The sequence below is a fragment of the archaeon CG10_big_fil_rev_8_21_14_0_10_43_11 genome (assembly GCA_002763265.1).
In the GTDB taxonomy this organism is placed as follows: domain Archaea; phylum Nanobdellota; class Nanobdellia; order PEZQ01; family PEZQ01; genus PEZQ01.
Genome location: PEZQ01000003.1, coordinates 171,523 through 194,737 on the forward strand (window position 1 = coordinate 171,523; position 23,215 = coordinate 194,737).

Genomic DNA, 23,215 nt, shown 5'->3' on the forward strand with positions numbered 1-23,215 from the left:
TTCTTGCAAACACGGGGTTGTGCGCTTTTCAAAGAAGAGCTCAAAAACCCAAAAGAGGGTGTTATGCCCACTTAGTGGACGTGGTTAACGCCTCTGCGTGCTTCTGATGCGTAACCAATAGCAACGCTTACGCAAGCTTTACAATACCCGCTTGATTTCATAGTTGTAATCAACTCATTGTTTGATTCGCTAAAGAGCACGGTAATATCACTTACTTTAGCAGGAAGAATATACGACTGCGCGTACTCTTCCATTGCCCTGCGAAATGACGAATCTTCTTCAAGAAGCGTTTTGGCAAGAACCGCATAAATGTTTCCGTTTTTTTGGAAACTCTTATTTTTCATATCTTTTTGGCGGTATCGAAGGTTGTCTGCAACAAACTGTCTAAACTGTTTTGGATTTGAAACGCCTGATGCTTTTTCAATACGCGAGAGAAACTCAGAGTCAATGTGCTGTTCTAGACCGCGCGCATCAAGGTATTTGTTTCTGCCATTAACTTCAGCATAGGATTGCGTAATATATTTTACGCTCAGGTCGGTGAGTGTTGCATCACCAATAATTGCTCTGCGAACATCGCGCACAACTGATTTCTTGTACTCATTCATTGCTTCGCCAAGCGCTTCTTCAGTAATGCGCAGGCGAGTTGCGTCATTAATGCCATCATACCGTGCAACAAGGTCTTCAAGTGTTTTCTCAATAGGCAAGAGCGAAATACACCCATCCTCATGGTCTTTGTCAAAGAAGTTATCGCGTGTTGATGCAGGAAGTGCGCGAACTTTTGATTCAAACACATCCTTAAGGTCTTGGAAGAACGAGAACGGAACGCCATAATAGATTCCCTCTGTTTTCTTGCCAAAGGGTTTATTGTGCGCTTCTCGCAACAATTCCTCATGAAGTGCCTGCAATTCTTTTTCAATGCCGTGAGGCATTTCTCCATTGTACACTTTTGCTTTTTGGAGCAATGACACTTTCAAATCAGATGCAGGTTCATCAAGGGCGGAGAGCACGCCAAGCGGTGAGAGGAATTTTTCTACAAACCGTGGTGGAATGTGCACGCCATTTGAGGTACCATACACGCGATTTTTTACCGCGCGCGTAAGGTCGTCTATCACGAGAATAGAACTCATCTCAAAGGGTCTGATACGGCGTTGCAAGTATTCAGCAAGTGATTTATCATTTCGTGCTTTCTCATACTCGCCAAGGTTAGTGGTACCAACCATAACAGTATCAAGCTGCACGGGAAAGTTGTTTGGCATCACAATACGATCCTGGATGACATCAAGAAGCGAGTCTAAGAATTTTGTTTCCTCAGGATTCTTGTACATTTCTGAGAAGGTAGTCAAATGTCGTTGTGATGACCAGCTGTTTATCATGCCGCCCATACGACCAAAATGAAAGGTAAGGGGGTGGCCAAAACCGCCAAAAAGCGCTGCGCGGGATAAGTCAGAGTTTCCTCCAAACAATTCTTCTGAGTTAAAGGATTTCATGTTTTTTGGTCGAACCTCGTAGGGGCGCACGTCATGGAAGGGACTTAATTTCACCACGCTCATCAGGTCTGACATGTTGCTAACCCCGTTATCACGAAGGGTTTTTGTCACAAACGAACAGCTTGGACAGCGATGCGCTGCTGAACCCGACTGGATGTGCTGCCATTTTGGTAAACTCTCATTCACATCAGCAAGCAGGTCATGCAATTCTGCTGATTGCATGAAATTAAGCGGGGTTTCATGCGCAGGGCATCGAACACTGGTGAGTCCGCCAAAGTGTTTTTTGTAATCAGAAACGTCAAACTGAACGGTGTACATTTCACCTTGAGGTTTCGTGCCAAACAAGTCAAGCGTGTCTGACATTATTTTCACAATATTAGTCTTACCCGTTGCAGTTGGACCATAAAAGAGCGCAGTTTTTGCCTGAAGAGCAGGGTCAAGAATTGCTGCATTCAAATATTTTATGAAATTATCTGCAGCGCGCTCTTGACCATAAATTGCACCATAAGTATAACGTGCGCCTTCATTTATTGGATAATCAAGGAAATTCCATCGGGGAATGTTCCACGGCTTCTGCTCTTCACCGCGTCCAAACATGCGCAGCGCAGCGTACAAGCGTTGGTATGCGCGAAAACCAAGCGAGGGTGTTTGTGTAAGTCGTGTGCTAAAATCGGAAAGTGACATTTCACTTCCTTCAAACGTGTCTGGATTAAGTTCATAGGTTTTATTTGAGTCTAACATAACGACTTCCGAGTTTTTCATAAGTATCCCCATATGGTTTAAGCATTCTTTTAAAAAACCAAATATAAATATTTCCAACCCGTAAAGACAGTTATGAAGAACTTAATTGCGAATTCTTTTTACCGGAGCCCCGGTCCACACTCCTTTTGTGACATGTTTGTTCATAGGAACAAGTGAATTTGCACCAATAACCACATCGTCATCAATCACTGCACCAGGAAGAATAAGTGTGCCATACCCAATCAGGCAATTGCTGCCAATTTTAACCGGCGCAACGGTTACTTTTCCCTCCTGCTGCAAGTGGGCTGAGACAACCACGTTTGAGGTAAGCGTGTTATTGCCTATCTCAAAGAGCGACGGGTCAAGAAATTTTCCGCTAATCGTGGTTTTTTTGCCCACTTTTGCGCCAAGCAGTTTAAGCAGCCATTTATTGACCTGGGGAATGTTGAGAATGTAAGGAAGGCGCAGTGATGATTCCAAAAAGGAGTTATATAATAACCAGGACATGCCCCGCCTGCTTCGGATACTAAACGTGCCTGGACGAATACTAAACCCAAACACGCGCAGCACACGCTGGCCAATTGCTATCATAAGGGGAATAGTAAAGAAAAATATGTTTATTGACAGAGCAAAACCAAGCGCGCGAAACAAGAGATGGGTAAGCGAGAGTGCAGGAAAAGTAGTCCACATAAGTTGATTGATAGCAAGAACCGGCATGACTGCAACTACAAACACCGACAAAACAAGCACACTAATAAATAAGTAAAAAAAGAAATTTACTTCAAACGTTTCTTTACTATGCATTATACAGATGAGAGCGGGCACGCATTAATATGGATTACGCCCTGTGTGTGAAAGTCACTTTCACATGACTACAGAATATTTATAAGAAACAATGCGCTATGATGTAGCAAATATGTTGTGGTCTCCCAAATGGTAGAACACAACGTGTTGTAGTTTATGGGGGGAATACACCAATGCGTTGTCCATACTGCACATCAGATGATTTGAAAGTTACTGATATCCGTGAGAGTGCAAATCACGTGAATCGCCGGCGAAGAGAATGTTTGCAGTGCGGAAAGCGTTTTACCACCTACGAACGCGTTGAAGACATAAAACTTCGGGTTGTCAAAAAAGATGGCTCTCGCGAACGATTTCATAGACAAAAAATTGTGGACGGCATTCTCAAATCATGCGAGAAACGACCCGTGTCTCATGAACAGGTTGAGCACGCAGTTGACGAGCTTGAAAGCGAACTGCGTCAGCGTGGCAATAATGAAATAACCAGTAGCGAGATTGGAGAACTGGTCGTAGAAAAGCTTCGCACCATTGACCGCATTGCCTATATCCGGTTTGCTTCGGTGTATCGTTCCTTTACTGACATCACTCAATTCGAAAACGAACTTAAAAAGCTTAAAGAGATGAACACAAATGGTTACACAGGTACGTAAACGGGATGGAAGAATCGTTGATTTTGATAAAGAAAAAATAACTAATGCCATATTTAATGCGGCACAAGCAGTGGGGGGAAAAGACCGGCAACTTGCAAGCATGATTGCAAACCACGTTGAGCGCGCAGTTCTCGAACAATTTGAAGACACAATTGCAAGTGTTGAAGAAATACAGGACCTTGTAGAAAAAATCCTTATAGAAAATGGTCATGCAAAAACAGCAAAAGCATATATTCTCTATCGCGAGCAGCACAGCCAAATTCGCGACATGAAACACTTGTTTGTCAATGTACACGAGCTCATGGACGGCTATCTTGACCAGGTTGACTGGCGCGTAAAAGAAAACGGCAACATGACCTACTCGCTTTCAGGCCTTATGATGCACACCACCGGTGCTATTATGGCAAATTACACGCTCTCAAAAGTGTACCCGCGCGAGGTGGGCGAAGCGCACCGCAGAGGAGACCTGCACATCCACGACTTAAGTATGGGTATTAGCGGGTATTGTGCGGGCTGGAGCCTGCGCCAACTCCTTACTGAAGGATTTAATGGAGTTCTTGGAAAAACAGACAGCAAACCCGCAAAACATTTGGACAGCGCGTTGTGGCAAATGATTAATTTTATTGGCACCCTGCAAAATGAGTGGGCGGGAGCACAAGCATTCTCAAGTTTTGACACGTATCTTGCGCCCTTTATAAAACAAGACAACTTGCCGTATGAAAAAGTTAAGCAGGCAATTCAGGGATTTATTTTTAACATGAATGTGCCCAGCCGCTGGGGCGGACAGACCCCCTTTTCAAACCTCACCTTTGACTGGATTGTTCCAGACGACATGAAAGAAACGCCCGCGCTTCTTGGCGGGGAGGCAATGAGTTTCACGTATGGCGAATGCCAAAAAGAAATGGATGTGATTAACCGCGCATTCATGGAAGTTATGATGGAAGGCGATGCAAGCGGCAGGGTGTTTACCTTTCCCATTCCCACCTATAACATCACCAAAGAATTTAACTGGGAGAGCGAAAACGCGAATATGTTGTTTGAGATGACTGCTAAATATGGCATTCCTTATTTTCAGAATTTCATCAACAGTGATTTGAACCCTTCAGACGTTCGCAGCATGTGCTGTCGACTGCAAATGGATCTTCGCGAACTGCGAAAACGCGGAGGCGGATTGTTTGGCGCTGCAGAAATGACAGGAAGTCTTGGCGTTGTCACTATCAACCTTCCGCGCGTTGGGTTTCTTTCAAAAACAAAAGAGGAATTTTTCAAACGTTTAGAATACCTCATGCAAGTTGCAAAGAAAAGTCTTGAAATCAAGCGCAAACTCGTGCAAAAGAATATGGACAACGGACTTATGCCTTACAGCAAGCGCTATCTTGGCACGCTCAAAAACCACTTTTCAACCATTGGCATTGTAGGCATGAATGAAGCGTTGGTTAATTTCATGAATAAAACCCTTGTTGACCCGCAGGGTCGCGCGTTTGCTCTTGAAGTTATGGATTTCATGCGCGCACACCTTCAGGATTTTCAAGAAGAAACAGAAAACATTTACAACCTTGAAGCAACACCGGCAGAGGGGACCGCGTATAGACTAGCACGCATTGACAAAAAACTCTACCCCGACATTATTGTTGCAAACGAGTCAAATGCAGCAGAAGGCGCTGAACCGTACTACACAAATTCAACCCACTTGCCGGTTGGTTCAACAGATGACATTTTTGAAGCACTTGAACTCCAAGACGCGTTGCAAACTAAGTACACAGGGGGGACGGTTCTTCACGGCTTTATGGGTGAACGCTTAATTGACCGTGAATCCTGCAAAATGCTGGTAAAACGTATTGCCCACAACTATAAACTACCCTATTTTACCATGACACCTACATTTAGCATTTGTCCAGTGCATGGGTATCTTACTGGAGAGCATCAGAGTTGCCCGCAAACACACACACCACTCCAGTACGCGTCGTTTGGTGTTGAGAGCGCGAATAATGAGGGCACAACAGTGCAGACCCTGCCCTGTGAAGTGTTTAGCCGCGTGGTTGGCTATTTTAGGCCGGTTCAGAACTGGAATCATGGCAAGCGGGAAGAGTTTAAGGACAGAAGAACGTATAACGAGCACGTGTCCCATCAAAGCGGGTTTGCAAAACGCGGAGAAGATTAGAAGCAATGATTGCAGGTGTGCAGAAAACGTCACTCATTGATTACCCACAGCATGTGAGCTTTGTTGTGTTCACAGGCGGCTGCAATTTTCGCTGTCCGTATTGCCACAACCCCGAACTCGTGGAACCGGCATCACAACCACTCAGCGAGCGTGATGTGCTTGCTGATATTGCACGGCGCAAAAAAATTATTGACAGCGTGTGCGTGACTGGAGGCGAGCCTACCCTGCACAAAGCGCTCAAACCATTTCTTGAAGGTGTAAAAGCGCTCGGTCTTAGTGTCAAACTTGACACAAACGGCACAAACCCCGCGTTTCTCAAAGAATTGGTTGATGGTGAATTGGTTGATTACGTTGCTATGGACATTAAAGCACCTCTTGACGCGTACACGCGCGCAACTGGCGTGAAAACCAATGCAAACGCGTTGCGTGCAAGCATTCGTTTCATCATCAAGAGCGGAATTAGTCACGAGTTTCGCACCACGTTTGTTCCCGGCGTTGTTTCAAAACAAGACGTGCCACGCATTCTTAAGGAAATTAAAGGAGCACAACAATACTGCATTCAGCAATTTCGTCCAACAAAAACCCTCGACCCCCAGTTCAAACACACAACGCCGTTTGACGCAGCCGCGCTCTATGACATACAAAAAACGTGCGCGTCAGATATTCCTATTATTGTTCGCGCCTAAACACCTACGAGTGCACCAATCACTGCTCCAATGCCATATGCCACGAATGCGGCAAGCCCCCCCACAACAAGCATTTCAAGACCTGCGCGAATCCAGTTTGTTCCCGTTACAAAATAGCGCAGCGCGCCAAGCACAAACAAGGTGACTGCGGTAAACACAATAGCAATTGGAAACATATCTGCGTTCAAGGAGAAGAGCAAGGCAATTACATACGAGAAGAGCGGAATAAACCCAAATGCTGCAAACGAGCCAAATGTAACAAGCGCGTTGTACACGGGTGATTCTTTTTCTTCAAGAATGCCCAGTTCATCGACCATCATAGTGTCAACAAACGCGCGTGGCTTTTTGAGAAGCGTATCAACAATAGTAATCGCATCTTTCTTCTCATACCCTTTTTGCTGGTATAAGTCAATCATTTCGTTTCGCTCACCTTCAGGATAATGGCGCATCTCCCATTCTTCACGTGTACGCTCGCTCTGCTGGTATTCGCGCTCTGATTTCGTGCTCAAATAATCGCCTACTGCCATGGAAATGCCATCAGCAATCAGGTTTGCAAAGCCAAGAATCAACACAATACTCGCATCAAGCGAAGCTCCTGCAACACCGGCAACAACAGCAAACGTGGTAACAATACCATCAAGACCCCCGTATACCGCGCTCTTAATGTATGAACCAACTGCCGTGTGTTTTTCTTCAGGAATTTGATGCACAGCAATGCTTTTTGAAATATCACGCTCTAAAAAAGCTTTGCGTGCGTCCCTGCCCCGCTTGAAATGCACCATCCCCATACATAAAACCAGCTACGTTGATATAAAGGTTTTTAGCCAAACCCCGCATAAAAATATAGGTGACCCTCACTCCTGATGAGCTCATGCACGGCTTGCACAAAATGGTTAACTGGCGCGCGCCAGTAGTGCGCTACACTGACCCCTTTAAAGTCCTGATTTCAACCGTGCTCTCTCAGCGCACGCGTGATGAAAACACGCAAGTAGCAAGCGCGCGCCTCTTTGCGCGCCTTGACACGCCAGAAAAGCTTGCCCGCGCGCCAACACATGACGTTGAAGAATTGATAAAACCAAGCGGGTTTTATCGCGTGAAAGCGCAACGAATCCACGCTATCAGCAAAGACATTCTCACACGCTTTAATGGCAAGACGCCTGATTCTATTGAACAATTACTCACCCTGCCTGGTGTTGGGCGAAAAACCGCGAACTGCGTGCTTGTCTACGGGTTTGAGCGCGCTGCAATTCCTGTTGACGTGCATGTGCACCGCATCAGCAACCGTCTTGGCATTGTTGAGAGCGCCACTCCTGAAGAAACTGAAGCACTGCTGGTGAAAATGATTCCAGAAAAATACTGGATTGAAATCAACCACTTAATGGTCCTGTTTGGCAGACAAACGTGCCTTGCCCGAAACCCAAAATGCCCAACATGCGTTTTTAACGCGAAATGCGCGTATTGGAAAAAAAACAAGCAAAAAAATGCAAAACTATGAACACTATTTAAAGAAACTAAAAAGCAAAGATTTAAATATGGAAAGTGGGATTTCAGCATCAAATCGAGGGAAAAAAAACTACTATGGCAACTATTGATTACAACCAAACCGATTTTGATTATGAGCAGATGCATGAACTGCTTCTTCCCCACTACCAACAGGTGTGGAACAAAATCAAGCAAGTAACCAAAAAAACAGTAAAACGACTGATAAAAGACCCGCTCTTTCTTGCCTCACTCGTGACCATGCCGTTCGCGTACTCCATGAATGACAAAGTCACACACGGCGCAATGGGCGTTGCAGCATACAAAGTCATTGACACCATAAGCGATGAGATAGGAGCTCCCGGCTACCTTTCAAAAACAGCAGGTATTCTTGGGGCGCTTGCAACCGGTGTTGGCTGGGAAGTCATGCAAGGCTACTGCGCAAACACGCCGGTTCTTTCAAGCACGCCGCTTGCAGGAGTGGTAGACCCGCTTGATGCAGAAGCAACAACTCTTGGCGGACTTGCAACCGGAACGCTCTACGCTACAAAAGACGCAATTAATGCAAAACGTGGCAAAAACAAAGCATCAGACCTTGAGCAACTCCTTGAAGCCTAAGCGGCTTCACACAATCTTTTTTATCTTTCTGCTCTCTTCTAATGAATAATGCGCTATTCATTTCCAAACGGCATGCGACCCGCAACGTTGCGCGAGCGCGAACTATTCTACACACATGAATTCAACGCAAAACAGGTGCGTTCTTGGCTTGCAAAAAAAAGCGTGTTATTTGCCATAAAAATCGGCATGCTCACGCGCGTGTACAAAAAGGAATTTGCAAAAGACAAAGATTACGTGCTTGTTTTGCTTGACACAACAAAACAATCACTCAAAAAGGATTTACTCCACTACCTTCCTGAAAGCGCGTACTACGACCGGAACGTGTATGGCAACCTTAAAAACTGCGCAGAACACGACCTTAACGAGTTTTGGAACTGGAAGAATTTTCTTGGCCAGGAATTATGTTTTGATGTTGACCCGGAAAATATTGCGTGCCCCACATGCGGGTCGCTTGAAGAGCGCATGAAACGCAATCAAACGTTCACCTTTTGCATGAGCTGTTTTGAAACAACCAAGCAAAACACGCTCAGGCTCTACGAGCTTCTCAAACAAAAAGGATTCAAACACGTTAAAATCGTGTTTTCAGGAAGAGGTTTTCACGTGCACGTGTTTGACAAACAGGCATACACCATGACACGCGCGCAGCGAAAAGAACTAAGCGCAGAGATTTTGCGTGCCGGTATTGAACATGATGAATGGGTAAGTGAAGGCGTGTCCCGTCTTATCCGCCTGCCGTATTCACTCAACGCACTTGTAAGCAGAGTAGTAACACCGCTTACGGTCGCACAACTCAAAACGTTTAATTTAGAAACTGATGCAAAACCCCACTACCTATCTCAAAAAAAATAAAGAAAAAATGAAAGTACTTATTTTTTCTTAGCTGGTTTTTTTGTTGCTTTCTTTTTTTCTTTGCCGTAGTATTTTTGTTTTTTTGCAGCTTTTGCCTTGCCTGTTTTTTCGTCAAGTTCGGCACCGCAATTAATGCACACATTATTATTTGCCATAATGATTCCCTCCAACTAGTGATTAGCACTAGATAGTTTATGAATTTTGCGTCTAAAAACAATGTTTAAATAGGTCTATGGGCATTATTTGTCTTAGTATGATGAATAGGAAGGGAATCACACCAATTATTGCCATCGTACTCCTTCTTATGATAACGGTTGCTGTTGCAGGCTCAGTCAACTTCTGGTTGAGTAACGTTCAAAGGTCAACGCAATCCGGCGTGGAGGAGTCAACAACACAAATCTCACAGAGCGCGCAAAACCGCGTGGACATCCGCTTCAAACGATGTGAAAGCACAACTATAGAACCATTCTCAACAGACATTACGGTAAACATTCACAACGTTGGAACCCAACCAATTCGCGGCGGAACAGTTTCGCTTACGCTCAGAGATGAGGATGGAACTGACCTTGCCTACAAGGAGAACAGCGAAGTCGTTGACTTCACTGAATCAGACCTTCTTGCCGTCGGAGACTCTATTAGTGTTACGTGGACAATTGAAGAAGCTACAGACGGTCTTTATTTGACTGTTTCAGAAACATATGGCCTGCACATAACACTTCCAAGCGGGACAGCAACAGACACGACTTGTGTGGCACAAGCAGCAACCTAAAACCATGTTTATTTCTTCTTTTTTAACACAACATAGCGCTTAGCGTTTTTCCCACTACCCACCTCATGCACTGCTGGTTTAAACCAGCGCTTTGCAAGACCAAGAAACACATCAAACTCCGCTTGCGTACCTGGATAGAATTGCAAAAGCACACGTCCCTTTGATTTAAGCACGCGATTAAACTCAAAAAGCACGTTTGCATACGCGATAAGAAGCTCGTCGCGCGTTCTGCCGGTCGCCCATTGGAGCGCACTTATAGACACAACAAAATCAAACGAGCCTGTTTTGAAAGGAATGCGCGAGAAGTCTGCGCACACCACGTCTAAACCCTTTTCTCGTGCAAGCACGCACATGTGTTCGCTTATGTCAATGCCAATAGTGCGCGCGTGTTGTTTGAGCACGCGCGTTGAAAAGCCTGAGCCGCATCCCGCATCAAGCACAAAACCTAAAACAGGTTGAAGTGCAAGCAGTTCTCGGGTCATGCGTTCTTGGGTTTTTTGCACGTTGCGTTTTGATTCGTATTCTTTTGAGCGTTCGCTTGTCCAATACTCTTTTGCACTGACTCCAAGAACATCAACCATTACGTTCACTCACATAGGCACGATTTCGTCGCGCTCAACATATCCACACTTTGGGCACTTAAAAAAGAACGTGCTATACTCATCTCCATACGTTGGGGGCACGACATCAAACGAGCTGTGTGAGTGCCCGCACCGTTTGCATTCATGCTCAATTGAGCCTTCCTGTTTTGGCACGCGACCGCTAAGAGGTCGTGGCTCAACTTTTTTAGGGTGTTGAGCATGGTACCTGCTTTTTACACGCCCCCCACAGGTAGGACAGACCAATCCTTTCGCGGTAGGCACACCAAGGGTACCACATTTCTCGCAAAACATACTCTTTTTCTCGTGGACGTATTGCTTTAAAGCATTTACGCTAAACCTCCCAACTCCTTTGTGAGAACCAAAAACCATAACATACGCGCGAACAAAGAGGTAGCAATAAGCGTGTTGTCATGTTTGATAATGATGTTGTTACGGGAAGAACGCTTCAAAGAGCGTATCATGAAATCGCACGACTTGAGCCGGCCTTTGTTGACGTTCTGCTCATGTACAAGTACACAAGAGTTGATAGCAAGCGGTTCAAGCAATGGAACACGCGGTTTTGCATGGATGACGCAGTTATAAGCACAGACCGGCAAGGTAATCCGACACTTGATACGTACGTGCTGATTCCTCCGGGCGTGAGAGAGGTTTGCAGTATTGAAACTGATTATTCTCATGATTATGAAGCATTTAAGGAATTTAGAGAACTCATGCTTGAAGACATGATTGAAGAAGAACTACCGTACGTCACGAAACGCAACCATTAATAATCAAAACGTTCTTTTACTACGCTATGCCACATTCACATGATGAGCCCGGCGTGAGCGGCGTGTACTGGGCGCTTATCATCACGTTTAGCGTGTTTACGCTTGAACTCGTGGGCGGATTTCTCACCAACAGCCTAAGCCTTGCAAGCGACGCGCTTCACGTTTTTTTAGACGCATTCTCGCTTGTGCTTGTGATTTCTGCAATCACCGTGTCGTGCAGGATTCCAAGCAAAACTATCACGTTTGGATTTCATCGTGTTGAAGTGATTGTTGCGCTTATTAATGGCTCTTTTCTTACTGGAGCAAGCGCATACATTTTTGTTGAAGCAATTCAACGTATTGTGAATCCTGAACCCGTTTTGAGCTTGCACGTGCTTGGTATTGCACTTATTGGTCTTGTGGCAAACGTGTTTGTGCTCAAAAAATTTAATTTTCATGAAGACGACCTTAACGTGCAAAGCGCGTACTTGCACGTGCTTTCTGACACAATTACCAGCGTTGGTGTAATTCTTGGCGCAGCACTCATCTGGTTGACCGGCGCGTACTGGGTTGATGGTCTTCTTGGCGCTGTAATTGGCGTGTTCATTCTTATTCAAGCGGTGCGTTTGATTAATCGCAGCATGCACGTACTCTTGCAAGGCACGCCCGTGGATGTTGATGTTGACGCGCTTATTGCGACCATGAAGAAGCAAAAAGGCGTGACTGACGTGCATCACGTGCACGTGTGGACGCTCTGTTCGCGCATTAATGTGCTGAGCGCGCATGTGGTGGTGAGTTTTGATAGTATTCAAAAAAGCGAGGAATTAAATGACGCGCTCAAACAAAAACTTGCCAAGTACCATATTGGGTATACCACGTTGCAATTTGAGAGCACACGCAAAAGTGGCGCGCCATTAGTGCATTTGACACATGCAAAGAAGCGTTTCTAAATAAGGAATAACCTTTTAAAACACGACGCAGTGTATCTTAACTACTTGTGCAGGGATGGCAGAGTGGTCTAATGCGCGGGCCTTGAGAGCCCGTTCCCCTCGGGGAGCAGGGGTTCGAATCCCTTTCCCTGCGCTCCTTTTTATATCAAGACAGTTCTCGTGTTTAGTATGAAAAACGATTTGATTGCGCTTTTAAAAGAACAGGACATTGTGCGAACCAGTGCGGTGACACTCAGAAACGGTAAGACCGCAACATTCTACGTGGACGTTAAAAAAGCATACGGCAATCCAAGACTCTTAAATGCAATTGCAAAAGAGATGTGGAAGCTCATTGACAAAAGCGTCACGTGCATTGCCGCATCAGGATATGGTGGAATCCCGCTTGCAAGCGCTCTCTCAGCACAGTACAATGTTGCGCTCACACTCGTGCGAGACGCGGTAAAAGACCATGGCACCAAAGCAGTGATTGACGGCTACGTTCCTCACAGCAACGACTGCATAGCCATTGTTGATGACGTGTGCACCACGGGCGGAAGTTTAAGAGACACAATCCAAGCACTTGAACATACCGGCGCCAAAGTTGTTGGCTGCTGCGTTGTAGTAAAGCGAGGTGAAGCGCAACTAAGCGCACCGCTCACGCACCTGCTCACGCCACAAGACCTGTTTTAGAAACACCAAAAACACACGGCTCACGCCACAACAATAATCGTGCCTTTCATGTAGGGGTGGAGGGTGCAATAATACTCAAACTCGCCAGCTTCACTAAAAGTGAAACTAAAAGATTGACCCTTGCCAAAAAGACCGCTATCAAATACGCCAGTTATTGACGTAACAGTGTGCGCTACTGAATCCTGATTGGTCCACGTCACAGTATCACCCGCGCGCACAACAAGAGGATTTTGCGTGTACGCGTAATTAACAATATCCATTGCAAGACTGCCCAACCCCTCAGATGACGCATTTTGCTCTTCACTAACCCCCGCAGGAGTTGTTAGGCTCGTACAGCCTATCACAAAAAGAAGGGGTAATACGAAAAGCAGGTTTCGCATGGGTTATTAGATACGCGCTGAGGATAAAAATATTGCCACAACCGTGTATTTCTTTTTTTTAAAAAACACAATCTTTAAACAAAATCATGCACTAACACTAAACAATATGGGAACTGTTTTTATTGAAGGCGTGCCAATTAATGCAACCGAGCGCGTGATTCGTAGCGCGATTCGAAACACCTTCCTTAAAACAACCAACGCGTGCGAATGGCTCAAAAAAGGAGAGCTTGTACTTCTCAAGCCAGCACTCAACAGCCCGGGAGAATACCCTGCAACTACACACCCGCTTGCAGTTGATGAAGTATCTCGCATTCTTGAAGAAAAAGGAGCGCGTGTTGTTGTTGGAGACCAGTCAGGTATTGGTCATGTTATTCACTCACCTCAAGGACTTACCGGTTCAACAAGACAGGCGTATCAACACTCAGGCATGAAATTGCGAGACGACTTGAAATTCGTCGCATTTGAAGAAGAGGGGTGGCAAGAGGGCTTTTTCAAGTTCACACACAAAAAACTGTTTTCATGGGATGATGGATTATATATCACAAAATGGGTACAAAAAACAGATCACATTATCAACCTTCCGCGCCTCAGCACGCACGCGCAAGCAGGCGTCACGCTTGGATTCAAAAGCCTTGTGGGGTTATTACGTGAAGACAGCAGGCTTGAATTCCATTCGCACGGTCCCTTCTATTTTGGCATATCCCGCTATGCTAAACATACCGGCATGAAAACAAGCTTTGCGCATCGCGATTTTTTCAAAGCCATGACTGAAATCATGCTTGCAGTGCAAGAAAAATTGCGCGCAACCCTCTTTGTTGCAACCAAAGCGCAAACAAGTATAGGTCCAGACCAATATATCATACCATTCATTAAATCACATGTAGAAACACCACACACAGGGCTTGTATTTGCAAGTAACAACCCGGTGAGCGCGGAGGCGTTTGCTATAGCATTTCTAACGCGCCTCTACCAACACCAGTCATTAGCGCATAAATTTGTTGAAAAAGCACTTCTTTTTGCAAACAGACAAGCACACGAGCTTGGAAAACAACCCGTATGGAACAATCCCTTTCTCACCCATGCGCTCACGCTCAATATAGGCACAAAAGAGCTCGCACTCTCTTACAAAAACGTTCCTGAACCGCTCAAGAAATGGCTTTCACAACGCTTAGCAACATGAAGAAAAGTAAACCTTTTTAAAGCGTGGCGAAAGTGATACAACAACAATGGTTGATGAAAAACTCGCGCTCGCCCCAAAAATTCGCGAACAACTGGTAAAAAAGAAATACGGGATTGTAGGAGAGCACAGTGGCGTACAGATTTGTTCTTGGAACAAAAAAAGCCTGCGCCAGGAGAGCGTGTGCTACAAGCAAAAATTTTATGGTATTCACACGCACCGCTGCGCGCAAATGACGCCAACCGTAGCGTGGTGCACTGAGCGCTGCGTTTTTTGCTGGCGCTCAAACGAGTTTTACAAAGTCACTGACATCAAAAAAAATCAGGTTGACACGCCTCAACAAATTATTCCCGGCATCTTAAAAGAACGCAAACGCCTTCTTGCAGGATTTAAAAACCATCCAAAAGTGCCAATGGAACGCTATGAAGAAGGTCTTATCCCAACCCATTTTGCCATCTCACTTTCAGGCGAGCCAACCATGTACCCCTACTTGCCAGAAATGATACAACACTTAAAAGAAGAGCATGGCGCGCGTAGCATTTTTGTTGTTACCAATGGATTGCAAACAGAAATGATTCAGCGCATGCTAGATGAGAATTCACTTCCAACCCAACTCTACTTGAGTCTTGACGCGCCAAATGAAGAGTTATTTAAAAAAGTTAACAAAGCGGTTGTGCCCCTTGCGTGGAAAAAACTCAATGACACCATTGATTTGTACCCAAAGCTTCCCTGCAGACGCGTGGTCAGGTTTACACTCATAAAAAGCATTAACGACGCGGAGGATTTGTTTAAAGACTATGGCGCGATTTTTGAGCGCACACACACTGACTTTTTAGAAATCAAAGCATACATGCACTTAGGGTACGCAACAAAACGCTTGTCACACGACAACATGCCCACGCACGACGAAGTCAAAGCATTTACGCACAGGGTTCTTGCACACCTACCTAATTATGAGGTGTGTGATGAGAGCGTGCCAAGCCGTATCGTGCTTCTTAAGCGAAAAGACTCAACATACACAAACCGCATTTATCCTGATGAAGATAACACGCCCGCGTGGGTTAAAAACAAAAAAAGCATGGATGAGGATGGCACAGATGAGTTCATGCCATAACACGCCTATGAAAACCATTTTTGATATTGCAAAACGCACGAAAAAATACAAAAAACCAGACAAAAACGAGCTTGGCAAACTCAAAAAGCACGTTTTAGCGTACCAAACTGAATTGAGTACTGCGCTCCACGCATTTTATGAATCACAAAACCTTGATGAAGAAATCTACACGATGCTCTTTGTTTTTGACAAGAGTCTTGCCATAAAAGAACGACTGCACGTGCCCGCCCAACGCGCGTATCACAACGCGTTTTCCATACGCTACGAAACACTCACCAATCTTGCACAAGGAAAGTTTCATTATGCCCTGTCTCACGCCAAAAAAATGTACGCGCACATACAAGACTTTCTTAGCGTGCTTGAAAAGAGAATAGACATCGCCCTGCTTAACAACACCGCGCCACCAGTGCGCGTTGGTGAACTTGAGTTTCTCGTGCTCAACGACCAGAACCCCAAAAAAACTGAGTGCAGAAAATTTGACGACTACGGCGACTGGGACATTATTGATTCAAACATACGTGAATTAAGCCAGAATGGTATTATTCTTAATTATTCAAACCCCCTCTTCCTCACCTATAATGAGAGTATACAAAGCTATGAACAAGGCATGATTGTTGAAGATGAAATAAAACAGCGCATACTCAGCGCGCTTGAGCTTAACAAAGAGAAACACTGCTTAGAAGAATTAGGAAAAAGCCACACATACCGCGCAGACGTGTATGATAACACCTTTTTTGCAGGCTTCAAAACAAAAAAAGATGAGTATGATGTTATTCTCTCTGTTCATAAACACAACAGAGGCGTTGCACTTGACGTGTATCTTATCATGGACCTTGACGCGTTCAACGCGCATATAACCTAAGCGCACACCATATACAAACACACCTTCGCAAGTCTTAAATCACCCCATTGTATGTATACTGAGTACACGTATTATGAAACGAATACCTACTGGACTTGAAAAACTTGACGCCCAGATTAGTGGCGGCATCCCTGAAGGATTTAATGTTATTATCTCAGGAAAACCCGGCACGGCAAAATCGGTTATGATTCACACCCTTGCCCTCAACCAACTCAAAGCAGGGTATTATTGCCTATTTATCACAACTGACCGTGATAAGAACCAGCTGCTTGATGAAGTGCCTCAATTTAGACCATACTACAAGAAAGGCAAACTTATTATTATTGACGCGCACTCGTGGAAAGGCATGAAAAACGATGGCAAGCACATTCTTGCCAGTCTTGCAAACCTCAATGGCTTAACTATTGAGATTTTAAAGATAAAAGAAAAACTGCCAAAAAAACAAAAAGTCGTAATTTGCTTTGACACGTTGTCAGAATTCTTTTTGTGGAATGACGCGCAAAAAATGCTGCGATTTATTGAAATTTATTGTGCAAAAGCGCGCATTGAAAACACACTTGGATTCTATGTAGTTGATGAAGGCGTGCCGGGTGAAAAGACCTTAATGACCCTTGAATCACTCACGCAAGTAACAATTCAAATGCAGGAAGATGAAAAACAACGCTTCTTTACTGTTGACAAAATTGAAGCAACAAAAGAACCCACTGAAAAAATCTTTTTTGACATCAATGATAACGGCGAAGTCGTGCTAACTTAAATGCGCACCTGTTTTTTGCCAATAATATCATTCCACACGTCTTGTGCTACTTTTGGACCAATATCTTTTGGACACGAACCCTCACAGGGAAATGCTACATAAAGAAGTGTTGCAAAAGCCGTAACAACGCTTTGGGGATGCATAAGAGAGGGAATTACCATGCTTTTCTGTCCAAAATCAATAACCGTTCCGCGTGACGCGTTTACCGCACTAAACAGATATGGACCATCACAACAGGGGCGCATGGTGCTTGGCTTAATCGTGCACCCCCTATACGGCAGCACATCAAAAAAATCAATTTCTTCCAAAGGGTTTTTTATGGTTTGAGCAAACGTGGTTTTAGTGCTGAACACGAATGGTACGAGCGCGGGAGATTCTGGAGCACTCAAGTATGGTTTAAAACGGTCAAGCACGGTGTGTTGCACTTCACGCGCAATTGCAAGCGAGCCACTACCAAAACCCCCAACCACGGTTGTAATGTACTCTATAGCGCTTTCAACAAGCTCATCTTTTTTAAACGACCGGAAGCGCCCGATAAGCGGTTTTTCATGTTTTTTTCGGGCTGAAAAATATGCTGCACCATCCTGTTGTGTGATGTTCAACTCTGAGACAATCACGTCAGAGGCGTTGTCAATTGACTGGCGCAAAAAGTCATACGAGCGCAATGCAGGGTACGCAGCGCTCACCGGCGAGTCAAGTGATTGGTCATGCAAAAGAGATTTTTCAAGCTGTTCAAGCATACGCTCGCCCCACATCTCAACGCGTGTTTCTAACAAATCAGCAGGTATCATATCTCACTTCTAATATGTTTAGCTATATATTAATTAATATTATGTTAGTTTCAATATTACTCAAAGGCAATTTTTAAAAATAAGCAGTTATTTTATGCTCTTATGAAGACGCTCAAATTTCGTGAATCGTTAAGTAAATTAATTTTACAGGGAGAAAAAAATACAACTTGGCGATTATTTGATGATGACAATCTATCAGTAGGAGATATTGTTTCTTTTTTAGTTTGGGAAACAAAAGAAGAATTTGCAAAAGCAAAATTAATTGAAGTAAAAGAAACAACTTTTGGAGAACTAACTGATGAAGATTGGGATGGACACGAAAAATTCTCATCAGATAAAGAAAGGTATAAAACGTATTCTAAATACTATAATCGCCACGTTGAAAAAAATAGTCCAGTAAAAATAATTAAATTTGAGCTACAATAAAAATTGCCTTCTGCGTCATACTGTCGCTCCGTTTCGCTCCGAACTTAAACAACGTCGTTAAATTCCAATGTTAATGAGAGTCTATACCGCACCTAAACCCTACGTTAGTAACATGACTAACCATGCTTTTTTCAAACAGATAGATTCCGCTATTTACAGAATAAACACTTCTCTGCAATGTCCATTACGTCACTGCACTGCCAACGTGACTGAATTTCTTCTTACCCAAAACAAGCTCTTTTATTGATTGAGCAAGCTCGTCAATCGTTATTCTGCGCTGTTTCATGCTGTCACGGTCGCGCACAGTCACGGTCTTTTGCTTGAGCGAATCAAAATCAATTGTTATGCAATAGGGCGTGCCCTTCTCATCCATCCGCCGATACATGCGACCAATACTACCCGTCATATCAAATGATGCAATAATCCCCTCATCAAGCAAGGTTTCATACACTTTTTTTGCAAGATTAGGCAAACCGTCTTTCTTAACTAAGGGAAACACCGCTGCTTTGATGGGCGCCATTTTTTGAGGAATCTTAAACACGGTTCGCTCCTTTTCTTCTCTGACAAATAAATCAATCAAGCAAAACGTTAAGCGGTCAGGACCAAACGCGATTTCAAGAATGTGAGGCACACGCTTATCTTCAGTGAGCATTTTTTGGCCGGAAAACTCTGCGTGACGCTTCAAATCATAATCAGTACGGTCATGCACGCCACACACCTCAACCCAACCAAACGTGTTCGTCTTCACTTCCAAATCCCACGCGTCATCAGCGTAGTGAGCCATCTCATCAGGAAAATGCTGTCTAAACCTGATTTTTTCTTTTGGAAAACCCATTTCTTCAAGCGCACAATACGCAACGTACAAACACCACGCGTACGCCTGCTTTTTTACGATTTTTTTCTCAATTGCATTGCCCACGGTTCGCAAGATAACACTCTTCTTGCTTTTTTGCGCTTTCCAATCCCAAAGCGGCAATTCTTTTTTGCTCACCTCAGTAAAGGATTCAAACTTGTTTTCGAACTCAGGCGTGATGAAGAGTTGCGCTTCTGCTTGAGTAAACTCACGACCGCGAAGCACGTTCTGGCGCGGACTAATCTCATTTCTAAATGCTTTACCAATCTGGAACACGCCAAACGGCACTTTTTTTCTAAAAAAATCGTAATACCGATTAAAAGGCAGGTATGTGGTTGTTGCCGTTTCCGGGCGATTATATGCTTCTGTATCATAGCCAAGCACGGTTTTCATCATCAAATCGTGGGCAGTCACTTCAGGCACAAGGGTTTTGCTGTTTGGCGCTTTGATTTTGTTCTTGCTAATAACGCGGCGCAACTGGTCAAAGTCTTTTTCATTAATGCCCAGCGTGTCATAGTCTTTGCCGTTTTTTTCAGCCCAATCCTGAATGATTTTATCAGCGCGATACACGTTTCCGTCAACATCCTTGATAAGCGGGTCAGTAAAACCCCCCACGTGACCGCTTGCTTCCCACACGCGCTTTGGCATCACGCTCGGACACTCAACTTCCCAAAAATTGTTTTTAATAAAAACAGAGCGCAACGCGTTTTCTGCATTATTCTTTAACAACTTACCCAACGGACCAAACGTGTAAAAACCTGCTGAACCTCCATAAATCTCAGGCTCAGGACCCCAAATAAACCCGTTTTTTACCGCATAGGAAATAATATCAGGCGTCATCAACGAAATAGACAACACAGGAATGTATAAAAAGGTTTTTCTCAAGAACGCATTAATCCTCAAGCACGTCTTCAAGCTCGCTTTTTGGAAGCACATAATTTCGAAGCTCGCCAATGTCGTTTTGCATGTGCATAATGTTCTTTTGGATGTCAGCAATTTGCTCACCATACCCATTTTTTGTGCTACGCTTAGCAATGTACTCCCAGTCAATTCTGCGCTTTCGCGAATTAATAAGCGAACCAAGACCAAACAAGCCAATACTTGCCGTGCCAAGAACAACGTTTAGCAGCGTGTCATAAGGCTCACCAAAGATTCGGTTTCGAAGCAAGCTGTTACCAATCAAACTAAACAACCCGCTCATGCCGCCAAGTTCAGCATATTTTCCCGTAACTGACGTGACTAAATCCCAATCAATATAATTCTCCGGTGTTGGTTCAAAATCAAAGCGAAAATACTCCCACTTAAAATTTCTTAGAACGCCATACAAGCTACCAATAACAGGAACATCATAAATTCGTGAATGTTTAAACGATTTCATACTTTCTTGTAACTCCAAAGCCTATGTTTGTTAATAACGTTTCTGTCATTGAGTCCGGCACTATTGTTTATTAACGTGTGTGTTAAAACAGTGTCAAAACACTACACAAACCCTTAAAAAAATCAAAACACATCAAGATAAAAGTAGGGAGAGGGTGTTTGGCCTTACATCAAAAAAAAGTAATGGACACAAAAAAATGTTGAGGGACATTTTTGTGCACGTGCCCATTTTTTTTGGGATAATTGTTTGGTCAAACACTCTCAGCACCACCCCACTAAAAGTATTATTCAGACTCCTTTTCATTTTGTTTTTTCCACGCCTTAGGATATAATGAACGGTCAATCATAACGGTGTGCACATCAACAGCAACTCCTTCATTATTCATGTCAATTGCAGCACTTGACAAACGCGCCGCACCAACACCTACAAGCTCACCTTTAAGGGTGAACACGCCAACCGCCTCACCCCGCTCAATACCCTCATCAAGCCAAGCAATACCGGGAATCTTAAGAGCAGCACCATGTGCCACGCTTGCAACTGCTGAATCAATAATCACCATTTTTTTAAGATGCGTTGTTGCAACCTCAATAGGATGAATAACCTTTGCAAGATACTCATCATTGCCTGCTTGCCACGCATCATACGCAAAACGCAACTGGTCAAGGGTTACTGCATACTCTTCAGTAAGGTCAGCAACACGCGTTCTTCGAAGCTCAGCCATGTTCGCGCCGCACCCCAGTTTTTCTCCAATATCATGGCACAGCATACGAATGTACGTTCCAGACTGCACGTTTGTCTTAAAAAGCACGGCTCTGCCTTTGATTTCAATAAGGTCAACGGTGTGCACGCTTCGCTCGCGCACCTGACGCTTGACTGCTGACCGCTTTGGCACGCGCTGTGTTATGGTGCCTAAAAAATCGTTCATGACTTCGCGCACACGCGCTTCTGGAACATCAGCGTGCAAACGCATCACGCACACATATTCTTTTGGCGCAAGAAGCAAAAATTGCAAGACCCGCGTTGCATTATTCAATCCAACAGGCAACACGCCAGTCACGTTTGGGTCAAGAGTACCTGAATATCCTGCTTTTTTTACGTGCAAAACGCGCTTTAAAAAATCCATTGCCTGCTGTGACCGAGGACCTCTTGGTTTATCAAGAATAATAATGCCTGACACAAAACGCTCTTTAACGCTGCGCGTAGCAGGGTCAACCCCATACGTGCCTGCAACAGCATTTTGTTTTAGTATCATATCTGCTTGAAAAAATCAGCAAGTATAAAAACGTTTTACTGAACAATGGCGCACACATAATTACACTGACAGTTTGGAATCACGCCCGTTACGTCCCACTCACCAACGCACTGAATATGCGGCTGAGCTTGGCAAAAAGAAAGACAATCTGAAAACTTGGTTTGGTCTGAAAGGTTTTGCTGGTCACTGCTTGCAAGCTGCGTGCAGCCGGCCAGTAAAAAAAGAGCAAGAAACACAAACGCGAGTTTCATACCTAGTTGTGGTCAAAACAGGCATATAAATGCTTGTAAAAAAAAGAGATTATTTCTTTGCAGGCTTAGCTGCTTTTTTTGCAGGCGCTTTCTTTTTTGGAGCGGACTTCTTTGGCGCTGCTTCTTTTTTTTCAGCTTTTGGCTCAGCTTTTTTTGGAGCGGTTTTTTTCTTGACTTTCTTTTCAGCCGTTTTCATGGCACGTTTTGCAACGGGTTTTTCGCCCGGCGTTTTTGATTTCTTCTCGCTTGCTTTTTTAGCAAGAGCGTCAGGAAGAAGACCTGCTGCAACCAATTTGTCAAGCACTTCTTTTTTCTCAGCTTTTGGCTTTATCTCAATAATTTTTGAGGTTGGCTCAAGATGGTTTTTATTGCATTTTCTTCGCTTAACCACGCCATCAATAAGCACAAAGGTATCATCAACATGGTCAACAATGACCGCAATACTGCCCGCTTCTCTGCCAGCAATTTTTACACACACTCTTCCAATATTCATCATGCAAACATCACTCTTGCTTCTTTTCGAATTGATTCACGAGAACACGAACTGCAAAGCATGCCACCATACTTTCTTGAAACCGTGCGCGCGGACTTGTTTAAATTGCTAAACCGAATTGGTTTTTCACGCGCAATGCCATGCAATTCACTGCCGCATTCTGCGCACACAATCTTACCAGGAAGCTCTTTTTTAAAAGAGAGCCGGGACTCACCGCTAGGAACACGCTTTTTTACGCGTTTTAGACTTCTGCTTCTTTGTGCTCGTCTCATG

The 23,215-nt window shown here is 44.3% G+C and carries 26 protein-coding genes, 1 tRNA gene and 1 pseudogene; 16 read left to right on the top strand and 12 right to left on the bottom strand.

What is annotated here, in order from left to right; all coding sequences use genetic code 11:
* Positions 1-71 precede the first annotated feature (71 nt).
* Both COT72_01905 and COT72_01910 read right to left on the bottom strand, forming a co-directional pair.
* The gene (locus tag COT72_01905) at positions 72-2,261 is read right to left on the bottom strand and encodes a hypothetical protein (protein ID PIO00439.1); all 2,190 of its coding nucleotides are present in this window, start codon (positions 2,259-2,261) and stop codon (positions 72-74) included.
* A gap of 69 nt (positions 2,262-2,330) precedes the next feature.
* On the bottom strand, positions 2,331-3,032 hold the full coding sequence (locus tag COT72_01910; GenBank protein PIO00440.1) for a hypothetical protein: 702 nt from the start codon (positions 3,030-3,032) through the stop codon (positions 2,331-2,333).
* Between the two features lie 173 nt (positions 3,033-3,205).
* On the opposite strand from COT72_01910, the gene COT72_01915 reads away from it, so the two are divergent.
* The 3 genes from COT72_01915 to COT72_01925 are packed head-to-tail and all read left to right on the top strand — an operon-like array spanning position 3,206 to position 6,526.
* The gene (locus tag COT72_01915; protein PIO00441.1) at positions 3,206-3,679 is read left to right on the top strand and encodes a transcriptional regulator NrdR; all 474 of its coding nucleotides are present in this window, start codon (positions 3,206-3,208) and stop codon (positions 3,677-3,679) included.
* Positions 3,660-5,840, top strand: a complete 2,181-nt coding sequence (locus COT72_01920; protein PIO00442.1) for a ribonucleoside triphosphate reductase — start codon at positions 3,660-3,662, stop codon at positions 5,838-5,840. Before COT72_01915 ends, COT72_01920 begins: the two co-directional genes overlap by 20 nt.
* 5 nt (positions 5,841-5,845) lie before the next feature.
* The gene (locus COT72_01925) at positions 5,846-6,526 is read left to right on the top strand and encodes an anaerobic ribonucleoside-triphosphate reductase activating protein (GenBank protein ID PIO00443.1); all 681 of its coding nucleotides are present in this window, start codon (positions 5,846-5,848) and stop codon (positions 6,524-6,526) included.
* Here the strand turns inward: COT72_01925 and COT72_01930 are convergent.
* Entirely contained in the window at positions 6,523-7,305 is a 783-nt protein-coding gene (locus tag COT72_01930; GenBank protein ID PIO00513.1) for a hypothetical protein, read from the bottom strand. The two genes, COT72_01925 and COT72_01930, sit on opposite strands and share 4 nt — an antisense overlap.
* Before the next feature lie 92 nt (positions 7,306-7,397).
* On the opposite strand from COT72_01930, the gene COT72_01935 reads away from it, so the two are divergent.
* The 4 genes from COT72_01935 to COT72_01950 all read left to right on the top strand — a co-directional run bounded on the left by COT72_01935 (position 7,398) and on the right by COT72_01950 (position 10,241).
* Positions 7,398-8,021: an endonuclease III gene (locus COT72_01935; protein PIO00514.1), complete on the top strand. Its 624-nt coding sequence runs from the start codon at positions 7,398-7,400 to the stop codon at positions 8,019-8,021.
* A 44-nt stretch (positions 8,022-8,065) separates the two neighbouring features.
* Positions 8,066-8,623 (top strand): hypothetical protein, encoded by a 558-nt coding sequence (locus tag COT72_01940; GenBank protein PIO00444.1) that lies wholly within the window; start codon positions 8,066-8,068, stop codon positions 8,621-8,623.
* Between the two features lie 48 nt (positions 8,624-8,671).
* Positions 8,672-9,472 (top strand): DNA primase, encoded by an 801-nt coding sequence (locus COT72_01945; protein PIO00445.1) that lies wholly within the window; start codon positions 8,672-8,674, stop codon positions 9,470-9,472.
* A gap of 232 nt (positions 9,473-9,704) precedes the next feature.
* On the top strand, positions 9,705-10,241 hold the full coding sequence (locus COT72_01950; GenBank protein ID PIO00446.1) for a hypothetical protein: 537 nt from the start codon (positions 9,705-9,707) through the stop codon (positions 10,239-10,241).
* Between the two features lie 8 nt (positions 10,242-10,249).
* On the opposite strand, the gene COT72_01955 is transcribed toward COT72_01950, so the two are convergent.
* Positions 10,250-10,822: a hypothetical protein gene (locus COT72_01955; GenBank protein ID PIO00447.1), complete on the bottom strand. Its 573-nt coding sequence runs from the start codon at positions 10,820-10,822 to the stop codon at positions 10,250-10,252.
* A gap of 9 nt (positions 10,823-10,831) precedes the next feature.
* Entirely contained in the window at positions 10,832-11,212 is a 381-nt protein-coding gene (locus COT72_01960; protein PIO00448.1) for a hypothetical protein, read from the bottom strand.
* Between the two features lie 41 nt (positions 11,213-11,253).
* Here COT72_01960 and COT72_01965 point away from each other — a divergent pair, with 41 nt between their 5' ends.
* From COT72_01965 to COT72_01980, 4 genes are all read left to right on the top strand, one after another.
* Positions 11,254-11,610, top strand: a complete 357-nt coding sequence (locus COT72_01965) for a hypothetical protein (protein ID PIO00449.1) — start codon at positions 11,254-11,256, stop codon at positions 11,608-11,610.
* Positions 11,611-11,636: 26 nt separating this feature from the next.
* Positions 11,637-12,539: a cation transporter gene (locus COT72_01970; protein ID PIO00450.1), complete on the top strand. Its 903-nt coding sequence runs from the start codon at positions 11,637-11,639 to the stop codon at positions 12,537-12,539.
* A 49-nt stretch (positions 12,540-12,588) separates the two neighbouring features.
* Positions 12,589-12,672 (top strand) — tRNA-Ser (locus tag COT72_01975).
* A gap of 35 nt (positions 12,673-12,707) precedes the next feature.
* Entirely contained in the window at positions 12,708-13,208 is a 501-nt protein-coding gene (locus COT72_01980) for a hypothetical protein (GenBank protein ID PIO00451.1), read from the top strand.
* Positions 13,209-13,228: 20 nt separating this feature from the next.
* Here COT72_01980 and COT72_01985 read toward each other — a convergent pair whose 3' ends face one another.
* Positions 13,229-13,588: a hypothetical protein gene (locus COT72_01985; GenBank protein ID PIO00452.1), complete on the bottom strand. Its 360-nt coding sequence runs from the start codon at positions 13,586-13,588 to the stop codon at positions 13,229-13,231.
* 106 nt (positions 13,589-13,694) lie between these two features.
* Here COT72_01985 and COT72_01990 point away from each other — a divergent pair, with 106 nt between their 5' ends.
* The 4 genes from COT72_01990 (at position 13,695) to COT72_02005 (ending at position 17,498) form a co-directional block, all read left to right on the top strand.
* The gene (locus tag COT72_01990) at positions 13,695-14,768 is read left to right on the top strand and encodes a hypothetical protein (GenBank protein PIO00453.1); all 1,074 of its coding nucleotides are present in this window, start codon (positions 13,695-13,697) and stop codon (positions 14,766-14,768) included.
* A gap of 46 nt (positions 14,769-14,814) precedes the next feature.
* Complete coding sequence (locus tag COT72_01995) at positions 14,815-15,879, top strand: 4-demethylwyosine synthase TYW1 (GenBank protein ID PIO00454.1); 1,065 nt, start codon at positions 14,815-14,817, stop codon at positions 15,877-15,879.
* Complete coding sequence (locus tag COT72_02000; protein PIO00455.1) at positions 15,863-16,741, top strand: hypothetical protein; 879 nt, start codon at positions 15,863-15,865, stop codon at positions 16,739-16,741. Before COT72_01995 ends, COT72_02000 begins: the two co-directional genes overlap by 17 nt.
* Before the next feature lie 73 nt (positions 16,742-16,814).
* The gene (locus COT72_02005) at positions 16,815-17,498 is read left to right on the top strand and encodes a hypothetical protein (protein PIO00456.1); all 684 of its coding nucleotides are present in this window, start codon (positions 16,815-16,817) and stop codon (positions 17,496-17,498) included.
* Here the strand turns inward: COT72_02005 and COT72_02010 are convergent.
* On the bottom strand, positions 17,495-18,289 hold the full coding sequence (locus COT72_02010) for a hypothetical protein (GenBank protein PIO00457.1): 795 nt from the start codon (positions 18,287-18,289) through the stop codon (positions 17,495-17,497). The two genes, COT72_02005 and COT72_02010, sit on opposite strands and share 4 nt — an antisense overlap.
* Positions 18,290-18,391: 102 nt before the next feature.
* Here COT72_02010 and COT72_02015 point away from each other — a divergent pair, with 102 nt between their 5' ends.
* Positions 18,392-18,715 carry a hypothetical protein gene (locus COT72_02015; protein ID PIO00458.1) on the top strand — a complete coding sequence of 108 codons (324 nt, stop codon included), beginning with the start codon at positions 18,392-18,394 and terminating at the stop codon, positions 18,713-18,715.
* 184 nt (positions 18,716-18,899) lie between these two features.
* On the opposite strand, the gene glyS is transcribed toward COT72_02015, so the two are convergent.
* The 5 genes and pseudogenes from glyS to COT72_02040 form a co-directional block, all read right to left on the bottom strand.
* Positions 18,900-20,582 carry a glycine--tRNA ligase gene (gene glyS / locus COT72_02020; GenBank protein ID PIO00459.1) on the bottom strand — a complete coding sequence of 561 codons (1,683 nt, stop codon included), beginning with the start codon at positions 20,580-20,582 and terminating at the stop codon, positions 18,900-18,902.
* Positions 20,583-21,229: 647 nt separating this feature from the next.
* On the bottom strand, positions 21,230-22,198 hold the full coding sequence (locus tag COT72_02025; protein PIO00460.1) for an RNA-guided pseudouridylation complex pseudouridine synthase subunit Cbf5: 969 nt from the start codon (positions 22,196-22,198) through the stop codon (positions 21,230-21,232).
* Positions 22,199-22,233: 35 nt separating this feature from the next.
* Positions 22,234-22,449, bottom strand: coding sequence for a hypothetical protein (locus tag COT72_02030; protein PIO00461.1), 216 nt, complete (start codon positions 22,447-22,449; stop codon positions 22,234-22,236).
* A gap of 265 nt (positions 22,450-22,714) precedes the next feature.
* Positions 22,715-22,945, bottom strand: a pseudogene (locus tag COT72_02035) (50S ribosomal protein L14e).
* Positions 22,942-23,214, bottom strand: a complete 273-nt coding sequence (locus COT72_02040) for a 50S ribosomal protein L34e (GenBank protein PIO00462.1) — start codon at positions 23,212-23,214, stop codon at positions 22,942-22,944. Before COT72_02040 ends, COT72_02035 begins: the two are co-directional and overlap by 4 nt.
* Position 23,215 lies beyond the last annotated feature (1 nt).